Annotated in this window: 14 protein-coding genes, 4 tRNA genes and 1 other RNA gene; 9 read left to right on the plus strand and 10 right to left on the minus strand. The window is 37.1% G+C overall.

Annotated features, from left to right (window positions below):
• Nucleotides 1-397 precede the first annotated feature (397 nt).
• Entirely contained in the window at nucleotides 398-907 is a 510-nt protein-coding gene (locus tag I2F17_RS03210; protein WP_235985908.1) for a DUF2726 domain-containing protein, read from the plus strand.
• 259 nt (nucleotides 908-1166) lie between these two features.
• On the opposite strand, the gene I2F17_RS03215 is transcribed toward I2F17_RS03210, so the two are convergent.
• From I2F17_RS03215 to I2F17_RS03225, 3 genes are all read right to left on the minus strand, one after another.
• Nucleotides 1167-1242: transfer RNA gene (locus I2F17_RS03215), tRNA-Glu, on the minus strand.
• A gap of 33 nt (nucleotides 1243-1275) precedes the next feature.
• Nucleotides 1276-1351: transfer RNA gene (locus I2F17_RS03220), tRNA-Glu, on the minus strand.
• A 90-nt stretch (nucleotides 1352-1441) separates the two neighbouring features.
• Entirely contained in the window at nucleotides 1442-2332 is an 891-nt protein-coding gene (locus I2F17_RS03225) for a lipase family protein (RefSeq protein ID WP_211139077.1), read from the minus strand.
• A 182-nt stretch (nucleotides 2333-2514) separates the two neighbouring features.
• On the opposite strand from I2F17_RS03225, the gene I2F17_RS03230 reads away from it, so the two are divergent.
• Complete coding sequence (locus I2F17_RS03230; protein ID WP_211139078.1) at nucleotides 2515-3420, plus strand: lysine exporter LysO family protein; 906 nt, start codon at nucleotides 2515-2517, stop codon at nucleotides 3418-3420.
• 17 nt (nucleotides 3421-3437) lie between these two features.
• Here the strand turns inward: I2F17_RS03230 and I2F17_RS03235 are convergent.
• The 4 genes from I2F17_RS03235 to smpB all read right to left on the minus strand — a co-directional run bounded on the left by I2F17_RS03235 (nucleotide 3438) and on the right by smpB (nucleotide 6827).
• A tRNA-Glu gene (locus I2F17_RS03235) sits at nucleotides 3438-3513 on the minus strand.
• Nucleotides 3514-3533: 20 nt separating this feature from the next.
• A complete protein-coding gene (rnt, locus tag I2F17_RS03240) occupies nucleotides 3534-4193 on the minus strand; it encodes a ribonuclease T (RefSeq protein ID WP_196422817.1) in 660 nt (219 codons plus the stop codon).
• Nucleotides 4178-5212 carry a dihydroorotase gene (gene pyrC, locus I2F17_RS03245; protein ID WP_211139079.1) on the minus strand — a complete coding sequence of 345 codons (1035 nt, stop codon included), beginning with the start codon at nucleotides 5210-5212 and terminating at the stop codon, nucleotides 4178-4180. Before pyrC ends, rnt begins: the two co-directional genes overlap by 16 nt.
• A 1138-nt stretch (nucleotides 5213-6350) precedes the next feature.
• Nucleotides 6351-6827 (minus strand): SsrA-binding protein SmpB, encoded by a 477-nt coding sequence (gene smpB, locus I2F17_RS03250; protein WP_196422819.1) that lies wholly within the window; start codon nucleotides 6825-6827, stop codon nucleotides 6351-6353.
• A gap of 153 nt (nucleotides 6828-6980) precedes the next feature.
• On the opposite strand from smpB, the gene coaD reads away from it, so the two are divergent.
• The 4 genes from coaD (at nucleotide 6981) to I2F17_RS03270 (ending at nucleotide 8257) form a co-directional block, all read left to right on the plus strand.
• Nucleotides 6981-7472 (plus strand): pantetheine-phosphate adenylyltransferase, encoded by a 492-nt coding sequence (coaD, locus tag I2F17_RS03255; protein ID WP_196422820.1) that lies wholly within the window; start codon nucleotides 6981-6983, stop codon nucleotides 7470-7472.
• Nucleotides 7473-7742, plus strand: a complete 270-nt coding sequence (locus tag I2F17_RS03260; RefSeq protein ID WP_196422821.1) for a YfhL family 4Fe-4S dicluster ferredoxin — start codon at nucleotides 7473-7475, stop codon at nucleotides 7740-7742.
• A gap of 20 nt (nucleotides 7743-7762) precedes the next feature.
• Nucleotides 7763-8120: RNase P RNA component class A (rnpB, locus tag I2F17_RS03265), an RNA gene on the plus strand.
• A 60-nt stretch (nucleotides 8121-8180) separates the two neighbouring features.
• Nucleotides 8181-8257 (plus strand) — tRNA-Met (locus I2F17_RS03270).
• Between the two features lie 52 nt (nucleotides 8258-8309).
• Here the strand turns inward: I2F17_RS03270 and I2F17_RS03275 are convergent.
• Nucleotides 8310-9071, minus strand: a complete 762-nt coding sequence (locus I2F17_RS03275) for a DeoR/GlpR family DNA-binding transcription regulator (protein WP_196422822.1) — start codon at nucleotides 9069-9071, stop codon at nucleotides 8310-8312.
• Between the two features lie 149 nt (nucleotides 9072-9220).
• On the opposite strand from I2F17_RS03275, the gene I2F17_RS03280 reads away from it, so the two are divergent.
• From I2F17_RS03280 to I2F17_RS03290, 3 genes are all read left to right on the plus strand, one after another.
• Nucleotides 9221-10561, plus strand: coding sequence for an aspartate aminotransferase family protein (locus I2F17_RS03280; protein ID WP_211139080.1), 1341 nt, complete (start codon nucleotides 9221-9223; stop codon nucleotides 10559-10561).
• A gap of 297 nt (nucleotides 10562-10858) precedes the next feature.
• Entirely contained in the window at nucleotides 10859-11452 is a 594-nt protein-coding gene (locus tag I2F17_RS03285) for a LysE family translocator (protein ID WP_196422824.1), read from the plus strand.
• Nucleotides 11453-11535: 83 nt separating this feature from the next.
• A complete protein-coding gene (locus tag I2F17_RS03290) occupies nucleotides 11536-12315 on the plus strand; it encodes an alpha/beta fold hydrolase (protein WP_196422825.1) in 780 nt (259 codons plus the stop codon).
• A 122-nt stretch (nucleotides 12316-12437) separates the two neighbouring features.
• Here the strand turns inward: I2F17_RS03290 and qhpR are convergent, their stop codons facing one another.
• Complete coding sequence (gene qhpR, locus I2F17_RS03295; RefSeq protein ID WP_211139081.1) at nucleotides 12438-13484, minus strand: AraC-like transcriptional regulator QhpR; 1047 nt, start codon at nucleotides 13482-13484, stop codon at nucleotides 12438-12440.
• A 66-nt stretch (nucleotides 13485-13550) separates the two neighbouring features.
• Complete coding sequence (locus tag I2F17_RS03300) at nucleotides 13551-14555, minus strand: phosphotransferase enzyme family protein (RefSeq protein WP_196422827.1); 1005 nt, start codon at nucleotides 14553-14555, stop codon at nucleotides 13551-13553.
• Nucleotides 14556-14643 lie beyond the last annotated feature (88 nt).

Consider the following 14643-nt stretch of genomic DNA (forward strand, 5'->3'; position numbering starts at 1 on the left):
ACAACTAAAAATGAAATAACATGGCTAGAGACGATTTTGGTATTGATTATTGAGTGAATTATTAGATGGTTTCACTATAGGGTGCGACTACTCTTTAACCTAAATCATAGATATTTTTAAAAAATTAATTATTTATATATTTTTAGCTATATGAAATATTTATATAGCATTTATTTTCGATTACTTGTGTTGACCTTGTTGAGTAAAGCTACTTTATTTACCATGCAATTTAATAAAAAGTATTAAAGATAAATCACAGATAAAACAGTGGCCTAATTAAATTTTTTGTTCGTGATTTGGGATTTTGAGTATAACACCCTAATTCTATCACTTTGTTTTTTTAAATGTATTCACCTAAGATATCTATGCAGCGTAGCTCATTTAAATAGAGGAAAGAATGAACGTTTTAAAAGCCATATTGATGTTTGTTGGGGGAATCTTTGGTGCATTGATTTTAAAAAATCAAAAAAATAAGAGTGAAAATACAGATGTCACAAAAACAGATGAATTGAAAAGTGGCAAGATACCATTAGATCAAGTAATTAAAGGAAAAATACGAAAAAGCAGACCAATTACAATGAATGAACAGCCAATGTTCAAAAAGTTACGAGAAACTTTAGAACCTGAATATGTTGTGTTGGCACAAGTATCTTTTGGCGCGATTTTATGGACAAGATCACAAGCGATAAGAAATCGATTTAATCGTAAAATAGTTGATTTTGTTGTATGTGATCAAGCATTTAATGTTGTGGCAGTGATTGAGCTAGATGATGCAAGTCATAAAGGAAACGAACAAAAAGATATAGAGCGAGACATGTTATTGAATGAAGCAGGGATTACTGTATTTAGATATACATTTACTCCAGAGTCGTCCAAAATTCTAAAAGACATACAATCTGTCACCTAATGAATTGTAATCTAAGCCAACGATATATAATCAAACGACTTGAATAGATGAATATATAAGGCGTGGAATGCTTTGATGGTTATTGATAATTGAGATGTACAACTACAGCAAATAAGCATCAAATGAATGAAAGTAAACATGTGAGTGTTTTTGGATGACATGGACATGCGTCATGATTTCATGGCATAAAATGAAGTGGTATAAAATATTTAATCAACATTAAAAAAGCTCAGAACATTTCGTGCTGAGCTTTAGAATTTGGCGTCCCTACGGGGATTCGAACCCCGGTTACCGCCGTGAAAGGGCGATGTCCTAGGCCTCTAGACGATAGGGACTTTTAGAGTAACTGTCTGATAAATTATAAAATTTGGCGTCCCTACGGGGATTCGAACCCCGGTTACCGCCGTGAAAGGGCGATGTCCTAGGCCTCTAGACGATAGGGACACATCAGAAGGTGGGCGTATATTAGTGTTATTTGCAGATACTGTCAAATGGTTTTTATGATAGATAGATTCTGTTTGATTAAAAAATGTCTTAATTTGGTTGTAAAGCAGATGTTTGATTAAAAATGCAACGAATTACGCTTGGGTGTTGTAAATAACCAATAATTTCATGTGGTTTATCTACAAATGTGGTGATGAGTTTATTATGAACACGTGGTTCAAAGTCAAACAAAGGTGGTGACATAGGAAATGTCGTTAAATAGTCATCTTTGGAATAAAAATTATACCAATCACCATGTAAACCATGAGGTCTACTCATGGGTGCTTTGATATTTTTCTGTACAACATTAAATGGAAGTGGAGATGCAAGCGTAATAAAACGTTCGATTTGGTAGTCTGCAGACAGTTCATGCAATAAATTATATGCGACAATTGTACCTAAAGAATGTGCAACCACAATATGTTTTTCTTTAGGATCAAAGCAGGCTTTAATACGTGTGTGAATTGCATGTCTAAAGGTTGCCTGATACCAATATAGATAGGCTTCGGCAATAAATTTCTCAACCAAAGATTCATGAAAATTTGGAAAATGGTTTAATAAAATAACCATTTCTTTTAATGCACGATCTTTTGTCATTTGAGAAAATTGGAAAAATCGCTCTCGCAAGCCCATTTTTATATCGTATTGATAGTGAGGAAGGATGGGAAGAATGTCGTTATTCAATTTTTTATGAGGATGCAAGTGTGCCAATCTATCTAAAAAATTCCAATGCGGTTTCATTGTATCGAGATTAATCGCATTTTTTAAATTGTATTGCGTTAAAATATCACCATAAAAAGGGAACTCAAGCATGGTTTTGGTGTGATCTAATTCTAAATCGTTTTTATGTAGGCCAAGTGAAACAACATTCTGCCAATGTGTTTTAAAGGTGTGTTTGTCTAGATTTTGCTGATTAATACCATGAATAAAAATAACTTTCATTTGCCTTGAATAAATCATTTTTGAATTGATGAGCTGATTATAGGTGAGTTTTTATCGTTGGTTGTAGAAAACTACATTTTTACAGCATTGAGATTTGAGCAAAATTATATAACGTACTGGAAAATGTTACACTTATGTAATACCTCGCTCACTTTATTCGATATAAGAATGGTTATTTATTTATGTTAGCTTTGCTTCTCAATGCCATTTGGCCCATTACTGTTGCATTATTGTTGGGTTGGTTCGTTGGAAAAACTGCAAATACCCGTTTAAATCAGTATTTTTCTCAAAGTATTGGTTATTTTATTTGGTTATTATTAGTGTCTGTAGGAATGCAGTTTGGGGAGGTTTTGGCCAATCCTAAAACAGGTTTAAATCTTATAGCTTCTGCATTATTGTATGCAGGATTGTTGTCTGCAATGACATTTTTGGTACTTATCCCTTTTCAACCTCGTGTCAGTGCAAAAAACACTCAAAAAGCATCGTTTAAAGATATTATTGCACCCATGAAAGCCTGTTTCTTTGCCATTTTAATGGTGGTGATTGGTGGTTTTTTGTATTTTTTACTTCCACATGAGATGCGCTCACTCAATATTTCTGCATATTTATTATATCTAGTGATTTTTATGATTGGTGCAGAACTTTCAACGGTACACATCGAAAAAATTACCAAACAACATATTTATGTACCATGTATGGTCATTTTGGTTTGGCCGATTGTGGCATGGATTTTGAGCTGGTTTTATCCGCAAGATGCATTAACGTTAATGATGCTCGGCGGCGGGCTCGGTTGGTTTAGTTTATCGGGGTCTTTGGTGGCTGAATTAACTCAAAGTAACCAATTGGGTGGATTTGCTTTACTGACAGATCTATTTAGAGAAATCTTTTCAATTATATTGATTTATTTGTTTGGTCGTCGTTTTTCGTTGAGTGCTTTAGGGGTGTGTGGTGCAACAGCCATGGATTCAACGTTGCCATTTGTGAAAAAAAATTGCACGGCTACCGATGTACAAATTGCAATCTTTAGTGGTTTTATCTTGAGTTTGCTCGCACCATTTTTAATTATTGTTTGTGCTGCGTTACGCTGAATGGAATAAACAAGTCTTGGCGTCCCTACGGGGATTCGAACCCCGGTTACCGCCGTGAAAGGGCGATGTCCTAGGCCTCTAGACGATAGGGACGTTTAGAAGATGACGGTATCTTATTGATCTGTCATCAAACTGTCAAGGGTTTGTGGAGAGAGTTTGTTTAAAATATAGCAAAACAACTCGGCAGTCTTTTGGGTGTCATACAATGCTGAATGTGCTTCTTTACCATCAAAATCAATCCCTGCTTGTATACAAGATTTTGCAAGTACGGTTTGACCAAACATCACTGCACTGAGAGTCACAGTATCGAAAACAGAAAAACTATGAAATGGATTTTGATTTTTTGTTGCTGTACGTGCAACAGCAGCTTGTAAAAAACTTAAATCAAAGTGTGCATTATGACCAACCAGTACAGCATGACTACACTTTTGCTGACGACGCACATCTGTGATGGTTTTAAAAATACGCTTGAGTGCACTGGTTTCATCTTCAGCCATAGCAATACGTAAAGGGCTAAAAGGATCAATACCAATAAATTCAAGTGAACGTTTATCTAAGTTTGCACCTAGAAAGGGGTTGATATGAGCGTGAATAGATGGGCCGGGAATAAATTCTCCGACATCGTTGTAAATAATGGGAATACAAGCAATTTCAAGTAAGGCATCTGTTTGAGCATTAAAACCTGCGGTTTCTACATCAACAACAACAGGCAAAAAGCCACGAAAACGTTGTCCAATGAGTGGTGTTTGTTCTAAGGTCACACTTTTCTCCATTGAAGCGTTTTTCCTGCAAGAAGAGGGATAATTTTTTGATCTTCTAAGTAGTTAAATGAATCGGGAACAATACAGTCCTCTTTCACTAAAGTAATCTGTTGAGTATTACGAGGTAATCCATAAAAATCTGCCCCGAAGTGACTTGCAAATCCTTCTAAGCGCTCAATTTTTCCAGCTTGATCAAATGCTTGAGCATATAGTTCAATGGCGGTAAATGCACTATAGCAACCTGCACAACCACAGGCATTTTCTTTGGCATCTTGAGCATGTGGTGCACTATCTGTTCCTAAGAAAAATTTTGGATTTCCACTGGTTGCAACCTCTAAGAGTGTCGCTTGATGACTTTGACGTTTTAGGATAGGGAGGCAATAGAAATGTGGTTTTATTCCACCTACAAGCATGTCATTACGATTAAATAATAAATGTTGTGGTGTGATGGTTGCTGCAACTTTATCACTTTGTGCAAGTACAAATTGTGCAGCATCTGCTGTGGTGATGTGTTCAAGTACAATTTTAAGATCGGGGAATTGCTGAATCACAGGTTGCAATACTTCGTCTAAAAACCGTTTTTCACGGTCAAAAATATCAATATGCGAGTGTGTGACTTCACCGTGTAAAAGTAATGGAACTTGATGTTTTTGTAATTGTTCAAGTACTGCATACACATTGCGTATATCACTTACACCATTGGCTGAGTTAGTGGTTGCACCTGCTGGATAGAGTTTAACAGCATTGACATGTTCTGATTGTTTGATCTTTTGAATTTCATCAGTAGATGTATGGTCTGTAAGATATAGTACCATTCGAGGGTCAAAAGCAACACCTTCTGGTACGTGTGCCATAATACGTTTTCTGTAAGCAATGGCTTCTTCTACAGTTTTTACTGGCGGCACAAGATTTGGCATACAAATGGCGCGGTGAAATTGGCTAGAAAGATCGGGAACAGTACGCTCTAAGGCTTTACCGTCTCTTAGGTGAGCGTGCCAATCATCTGGCTGAGTCAGTGTTATTGTATTCACAGTGAAGTCTATTGGTTAAATTCACTAAATGATAATGCATAATGGCTAAAAAGCATAATGCCATCTAAATAAGCGCTGATAAGTTGTACATGAATAGTACATTTAAATCTTATTTAAATTTTTAGTTTTCATGGGGCTGTTTTTATTAAATACAGAATATGGTTGTTTTTTTGATTGTAAATCTGACCTAAAAAAGATATTTGGCCTGTTTCATTAATCCGAAAAAAATAAACTTTTTGGTTGAAAAGAATATCTAGAGCTTTGTAGTAAAGCGACTAGCTAGTCTTAAATTCTCAGATTCATAGATGAAATTACTGCTTTATTTTGCACAGTCGATGATTTTTTATAAAAATTGAATCAACCTATTGCAGTTGTTCAAACAAAATACATACTTCAAGCAAATACGAATCTCAGAATTCTGGTTTTATGAACACATCTTTATCGAGATCTATCATAAAAACGCGTGTTTTAATTGCTTCAAATTCTTTTCTTTGTATTAAAAGTATCAAAAATAATATCTCTCGGTTGGCATTACATGCTTTGCATACAATATTTCTAAAGGGTAACCACAATTATTATTTGGAGGTATCAATCAGTTTATTTTTCTTTACAGATCAATGTACTTTAAAATATACATTTTCAAGTACATTGCGACACGAGTTAGACGTTCGATGAGGTGGTTCTTTGATCAGCTACACATGGCAATACAATAATAATGTTCATACAAAGACGATCCATAACAGTATGATTAAATAGGCATGTCGCTGATGTTGAAATGCTTGCAAATTTCATTAAAGATTTTAAAGCGACAGTTGGTGCAGGTCGTGGTTATATGAGCTAATCCAAGTCTTATTTAATAATTGATGTGAAAATTAATCATTTATGTGTCTTTAGCGATAAAAAATATGTATATCACATTTATTTTCTGTTGCTTGTATTTATCTTTTTAAATGTGGTGTTATTGATTTAGGTCTGCTAGAAATGGCTATAGATTCAAAGAAATACCTAAGCTGTGAAATGCTTGAATATTAAAAATTACTTTTATGGCTAATGCACAGTGATGTGTTGTTAGAGTATTTATTTTTATTGATAAATTTTAAAAAAAGAGCTGAAAAATATCAGCTCTTTAATTCGGAAATTACTTGTGAAATAAACGTGCTTTATCACGTTGCCAATCACGCTCTTTTTCACTGTTGCGCTTGTCGTGTAACTGTTTACCTTTAACCAAAGCAATTTCAAGCTTGACCAAGTGACCTTTCCAATAGCAAGCAAGAGGTACGCATGAGTAGCCTTTTTGGTTGACAGCACCCATAAGGAGTTCAATTTGTCTACGAGAGAGCAATAATTTACGAGTACGAGTGGTTTCGGGAACCACATGACTTGATGCAGAAAGCAGTTGTTGAATTTGTGCTCCAAATAAAAAGGCTTCACCATTTTTAAAAATAATGTAGCTTTCAACCAAGCTCATGCGACCTGCACGCAATGATTTGACTTCCCAACCTTGTAAAGATAAGCCTGCTTCAAATTTTTCTTCGATAAAATAGTCATGACGGGCACGTTTATTTTGCGCAATAGTGCCGCCATTATTTTTTTTAACTACGTTTACTTTCGCCATAATGTATTCATTCCAAATCTGCACCTATTGTGCCGTAAAGTTTAGGTGAGGTGAAGCATTTGCGTGTGCGATACTGTAAAAATGGGGCTGATTTTATAAAAAACAAGTTTTTGTTAGAATAGCTTCATATAAAATGACAACGAGCATCTCCATATGTCCAAAACACGTCTTATTTACCCGGGAACATTTGATCCGATGACCAATGGGCATATTGATTTAGTGGTCAGAGCCTCTAAGATGTTTGATGAAGTGGTGATTGCGATTGCCGCAGGACATCATAAAAAACCAATTTTTTCATTAGACGAGCGAGTTGAACTAGCAAAACAGTGTTTAAACCACTTGTCTCATGTTGAATTTTTAACCTTTGACGGTCTATTGGTGAATTTTGTCAAAGAACAACAGGCAACGGCTGTACTACGGGGGCTGCGTGCAATCTCAGATTTTGAATACGAATTTCAATTGGCAAATATGAACCGAACACTTGACCCACATTTTGAAACAGTATTTTTAACGCCCTCGGAGCAATATTCATTTATTTCTTCAACAATGGTCAGAGAAATTGCACGTTTGCATGGTGATGTCTCTAAATTTGTTCCACAGGCAGTGGTAGAAGCTTTTCAACACAAACATCAACAAGGTTGGTAAATGTCACTTTATATTACAGATGAATGTATTAATTGCGATGTATGTGAACCAGTATGCCCCAATGAAGCAATTTATTTGGGGGAGTTAATTTACGAAATTTCTCCTGATTTATGTACAGAGTGTGTTGGTCATTATGACCAACCGCAATGTCAGTTGTTTTGTCCTGTAGATTGTATTCCTCAAGATCCACAACATGACGAAACCCATGAACAATTACATGCAAAATACGAAAAAATAATTGCTCAAAAAAACACGAGCAATTCAACGTAAGATTTGTTAGCATATGCACCGAAGTGAGCTGGACGGTCGCTGCTATGGAGGTCTTCGTGACTGAAATAGGGGAGGAAAGTCCGGGCTTCATCGGGTAAGGTGCCAGGTAACGCCTGGGCGGCGTGAGCCGACGGCAAGTGCAGCAGAGAGTAGACCGCCACTGTAAAGTGGTAAGGGTGAAAGGGTGCGGTAAGAGCGCACCGCATGGCTGGTAACAGTTCATGGCAAGGTAAACCCCACCTGAAGCAAGACCAAATAGGAGTCCGCATAGGTATGACCCATACTGGACTCGGGTAGGTCGCTTGAGCATATGAGTGATTGTATGCCTAGAGGAATGATCGTTTTTGACAGAACCCGGCTTACAGGCTCACTTCAAAAAATGATTGAAAAAATATTGACAGACGATCGTTTATTGCATAATATGCGCGAACTGTTTTCGGCTATGTAGCTCAGTTGGTTAGAGCACAGCACTCATAATGCTGGGGTCACAGGTTCGAGTCCCGTCATAGCCACCATTTTATAGACCATGCACCCTTTGCATGGTCTTTTTTTATCTAAAATTTGAAGTTAAGCCAAAATGACCTGTTTAAATTGATGAAGTAATGCTTCTATTTGGAGGGTGTTTTTACTTTGGTTGGTAATAAGAACATCAATTTCATGCGATTGAGCATATTGAATACGGCTGACTTGATGTATTTTTCGTTCATCGGCCAAAATAAAGGTGCTTTGACTCTGTTGAATCATGGCTTTGGCAATGTTGGCTTCACTCATTTGATAATTTGTTGCTCCTGCGCTTGGATCAATACCTGCAGGTGAAAGCAGTGCTACATCTGCATGGTAACGGTAAATCTCACTGATGGTTTGATCGCCGTGGGTTTGTGGTTGAGTTGTAACCTCACCACCAAGCAATATTAAATGATGCCTTGTTCCTTCGCCTGCACTTAAATTTAAGATGACCTGCAAGCTATTGGTAATAATGGTGAGGCCTGACAAGGTTCGAAGTTCTTCTGCCAAAATTGCTGTTGTACTGCCTGCATCAATAAAAATGGTTTGACCTGTATTTAACAGTTGAATTGCAGCCTTTGCAATTGCACGCTTTTCTTTAATCATTTGACCATAACGTACATTCAGTGGTGCTTCTTTTGAAGGATGTACGCAAATAATCCCTCCGTGTACACGTTTGGCTTGACCTGTGTTTTCTAGAGTAATCATGTCGCGCCGTGCTGTTTCTCGAGAAATCGATAACTCCTGCATAATACGTTCAGTGCTCATCTGTTGCACTTGTAAAAGTAATGTGTGTATGCGGTGTAAGCGTTCTTGTTGCAACATGTTTAAGCATCCTTAAAAGGTACGAGCAAGCATAGTTTGATTTTGTGTTTTTATCGAGTATTTTGTGTATAAAAAAGTATTTGTGTATTTTATTGTATTTATGCTTTAATCGAATGAGGGTTAAAAATATACGTGCACAGAGAGAGACTATGGCTACAAAATCTACCATTATGGATACCAACAGTTTTAGAGCTGAACATGCTGAATACTTGGATCCAAAAACACGAGGTTTAACTCAAAAACGCGCAGAAGTTCTGGGTGAATCGTATCGTTTGTTTTATCGTAATCCTGTACATTTAGTAAAAGGGCAAGGACAATATTTGTGGGATGCTTCGGGTCATAAATATCTAGATGTTTATAATAATGTGGCGAGTATTGGTCATTGCCACCCTGCGGTTGTCGCAGCTGTACATGAACAAATGCAAAGTCTAAATACACATACACGCTATTTGCATGAAAATATTTTAAATTACACCGATGAATTATTAAAAACACTGCCTTCTGAGGTCAATCGAGCCATGTATATGTGTACAGGGTCAGAGGCCAATGATTTGGCGATTCGGGTCGCACGTGAGTACACGGGGGGGACGGGTATTATTGTATCGCAAGAGGCATACCATGGTACAAGTGAGCTGACCTCGGGTTGTTCGCCTGCACTCGGTTCGGGTCAAGCTTTGGCAAAAACAACACGACTTGTACCTGCGCCAGATGCCTATCGTTTAGGTAGTGAAGATGTGGGGGATTGGTTTGCTACTCAAATACAACAGCAAATTGATGATATGACTGCCAATGGTATTCGTTTTGCAGGATTTTTAGCAGATTCTATTTTTTCATCTGATGGCGTGATGCCAAATCCCGTTGGCTTTTTGAAAAAAGCGGTAGAAGTTGTTCATAAAAATGGCGGTATATTTATTGCAGATGAAGTACAGCCGGGATTTGCACGTACTGGCGATGCTTTTTGGGGCTTTGCAAGACATGGTGTAGTCCCTGATATTGTAACAACAGGTAAACCGATGGGAAATGGTATTCCAGTCTCTGGTTTATTGGCCAAACACGATGTGTTAGCAGCATTTAGTGATCAAATTCCATATTTTAATACTTTTGGTGGTAATCCTGTTTCAATGGCTGCTGCACAAGCGGTATTAAAAGTGATTCAAGAAGAAGAACTACAATTACATAGTCAACAAGTTGGGGCAGAACTTCAACATGAGTTGAAAAAACTGATGCATAAACATGAATGCATTGGTGATGTGCGTGGTGCAGGGTTATTTATTGGATTTGAATTGGTGACAGACCAAAACAGCAAAACGCCAAATCAGGCATTGGCACTCAATGTCATTGAGGAATTAAGAAACACACATCGAGTATTAACTTCAGTGGCAGGCCCTTATGGTAATGTATTAAAATTACGTCCACCTTTAGCATTTCAACGTCAAGATATTGATTGGTTAGTGGGTGCTTTAGATCACACATTAACGAAATTAAAATGATACTTTTAGTGTTGTTTAAATGATTGCAAAATTACTGTATTTACCTACATTTTAGTCGCAATATTTCTTTTTTGGGACTTTTATTGCTTAATTTATATGCAATTTATTGAGGTTGTATGGTGTTTTTTGCAATTATTTTTAAAAGTATATTTTTTATTTAATATTTTGATTTTTAATAATTTTATTTTTATTTATTGTGTTTTATGTGTTTTTTATATATTTACTTACATTTGTTTTCTCGACAAGTATAAGGTGCTCAGTGATTAATAAGCCTATTCTTAAAAGTAGTCGGTGATGATGATGACATGGTTATTTATTGGTTTAGTAATCACTATTTTATTAACGCCTGGTCCAACCAATACACTGCTGGCATCGGCAGGAATTCATGGTGGATTTAGAAAATCTGTACAGTTAGTGCCTGCAGAAGCTATTGGTTATTTTTTATCCATTTCTATTTGGGGTATTATTATTGAGTCAGTGTCAAGTACGGCCCCTTGGTTACCAGCAATACTCAAATTAATCAGTGCAAGCTATATTTTTTATTTAGCCATTAAACTATGGAGAACATCACGTGTTGCTGCTGATTTAAGTCAGCCTGCAATTACAGCAAAAGCACTTTTTGCCGCAACATTATTAAATCCTAAAGGGTTATTGTTCGCTTCTGCTATTTTCCCACATGAAACGTGGAGCAGTCTCACAGCGTATACATTACACATGTCTGTATTTTTATCGCTGATTGTACCGATTGCATGTTTTTGGATTTCAATTGGCTCACTGTTGGTGTCTAACCGTGTGTCATGGCTGAATCAATGTAACTTACAGCGTACAGCCTCTATTGTATTAATGAGTTTTTCATTGCCATTAAGTTACTCTGCAATTTCTTCAATTTAATATATTTCATTGAAAAATATAAATATTTTATGGATAATTTTTTAATTTTAAAAGCATAAAGTAAATGTTGTAGGTTGGGAAGTATGGTTAAAGACAAAGACATTATTGTGTTGATTCATGGTACATGGTCATCTGGTCAGAGCTGGTCAGAATGTGTACCTTTGTTATCACAAGCTGGTTTTGAAGTGTACTGTCCCGATTTAAAAGACCATCATTTATCTTACCAACAAACCCTCACTGCTGTTGCAAATTTAAGTTTAACCGATTATGTGGCAGATATTGAACGGTTTATTGCTGAATTAAAACAACCAGTATGGATTGTGGGGCATTCACTGGGTGGATTGATCGCACAACAAGTGGCAACCAAACAACCTTCATGTTGTAAGGGGTTAATTTTATTGGGCCCTGCACCGATGGCAGGTATTTTTTCATTATACCCAACCATGGTTTTATCTTTTTATAAGCATTTTTTACAATGGGGGTTTTGGAAAAAACCTGTATTGCCGAGTAAAAAAGTATTGGCAAAATATTGTATGAATGAACAAAGTGCAGACGCGCAAAATGCGGTATACGAAAGCTTAGTGGCAGATTCAGGACGTGCTTATACCGAAATGGCATTTTGGTTCTTAGATTCCAAAAAAGCAGCGATGGTTCATACGCAACATTTTCATGCCCCTGTTTTGGTGATAAGTGGCACACAAGATAAAGTCGTTGTTTCAAATATTGCCAAAGCGACAGCCAAGCGTTATAAAAATTCGCACTATATTTTAATGAAAGGTGCAGATCATAGTTATACGATGGGGCGTTATAAACATCAAACCATAGAACATATTTTGAATTGGATTAAGCAACATCAATCTTAAATAGACATGTATGTACGTTTTATGAATACAACATGATTGGTGAAGTATTGAGACAGTTTAGCTGTGATAAAGCCAAGTATTAATATTTATGATTTTTAAACTAATCACCTGTGAGCCGAAGATTAATGATGCCACTGGCGAGGCGTAATTCCAAACCAACGTTTAAATGCCCGAGAAAAAGCACTGACTTCAGAATAACCCAGTAAAAATGCCATTTCAGAAATAGAAATGTGATTTTGTTTCATATAATGCTCAGCCACTTCACAGCGAACATGATCAACCAATGCTGAAAATGTTGTGCCATGCATTTTGAGCTTGCGTGTTAAGCAGTTGCTTGACATGTTGAGCTCATGTGCTGTGCATTCAAGTTGTGGTTCTCCTTGACTGAGTGATAAGTGAATAAAAGAACGTACTTGATCGGTGAGAGGTTGTTGGGACGGTTGGTTGTTGAGTAAACGTAAAGTGTCTTGAATGACGGTAAGTAAAATCGGATCACTGTCTGGCATGGTTACATGCGTATCTGATTTATGAATTAATATAGAATTGTACGGCTGATCGAAATATACAGGTGCATTAAAGAGTTTACTGTGTTCTTGGCATTCTGCAGGTCGAGTGTGTTCGAAATGTACCGCCCTTGGCGCATAGTGTTGACCCAGTACACTACGTATAACATTCATAAACATACCCATGGTGAGTTCAGCATCTTGGCGCCGTGCCAAGATTGCACCGTGCTGTACTTGATAATCTAAACGCCAATGATCAGGTTGTTCTACGAGTCGAGTTAAAGTGTCTTTTTGGTGCAAATGAAAATGACTTGCCATATTTTTTAGCGCGTGTTCGAGTGTAGGTGAACACAAGGCAATATAACCAATCAAACCAAGTGCTTTGGGTTTGAATTGTTGTCCGTAGTAGAGCCCAAAATTATCACAACCAGATAATGTGGCGGCATGCTCCAAAACTTGGCAATAATTTGGCAGTTGTAAGCTTAGTGTGGGACTTTCTAGGAGTTGGCTATTTATTCCACTCACATGAAAAACATGTGCGACATCTGCTCCTTTATCTACAATAAAATCACTCAAACCTGTAGCAGCTGCAGACAATACGCCTTGATTCCCTACAGATTGAAAAAGCTGAGTAGTGTGGTGAAGGTGTGGCATATGCATGATCATCAGTGCTTCATTTACTTTTCATATAAATAAAGCAAGATGTGTACCATGTTGTATCTAAAAATCGCTCTAAATGCCTACAGGAAGTTGATGGTTTAAGTATTTTTTACATAATCTGAGGGTGTGCTGTGTCCAATCAGTACCTAAGCTTTTGGCCATTTCTGTTGTGGCATGTGAGCCGATCCACGCCAGCATTTGTATGCGTCGTTGCATGATAAATGCAGGAATTAATGCATATTCTTCATTGCTAATATGTGCATTTCTTTCGTAACCATTAATCCACTGTTCAACCCACTGTTCGGCAGGTTGGTGATGCTCATTGAAGCTTATAGCAGCAGCTAAATCATGCATAAACCAGCCCATACCACAGTCATCAAAATCAATCACACCAATTTCACCATTTTGTAAAAGTAAATTTGTCAGACGTAAGTCTGCATGAATAAGACCGTAGTATTCGGTGGTTTGACCTAGATTTTGCATAGACTGTTGAATTTGATCAATAGTTTCATTAAGAATTTGATGGTCTTTGAGATGTAGATGTGGAGCATCACGCCAATCTCCCCAATGACTATGTGCACTGACCATGGTGTTATGGTTCCAAGTGATTCGTTGGAAGTGTTCAGGTCGTTGCCACTTTTTACTGTGTTGATGTAATTTTGCTGTAATTTCACCAAGTTGTTTAAAAGCAATCGGATCTACTTGTGTGGTAGGCATATCGCCATTAATCCATTTAAATAATACGGCATAGCGCACACTGCCATCATGGCTAGGCAAGCTTAATACATATTCATCATTTACACTTAAAATGGCCTCTGGCACAGACATGCCATCGAGTTGTAATGCATGTAACCAATGTAATTCACTTAAGATCTGTTGTTTGCTGTGATAGTTGGGACGGTGTATACGCAAAGCAAATTTTTCTTGAGGTGTGGATACCATAAAAGTGGCATTTTCAGATTGGCACAATAATTTAATTTCTGCATTTTTTGTTTGCAAATAATGGCCACAAGCGCTGTGTGCAATACGCTGTAATTCGTTGATGCTGAGATATTCATTTTGTTCGACGTATGACATGTTGGTGTTCTCAATGGCATGGGCTTTGAATGAAGCCTATACCAAATGAAATTTACTTGACTTGACACTAGCGCACTTTATGTTGCGG

Source organism: Acinetobacter baretiae (assembly GCF_015627105.1).
In the GTDB taxonomy this organism is placed as follows: Bacteria; Pseudomonadota; Gammaproteobacteria; order Pseudomonadales; family Moraxellaceae; genus Acinetobacter; species Acinetobacter baretiae.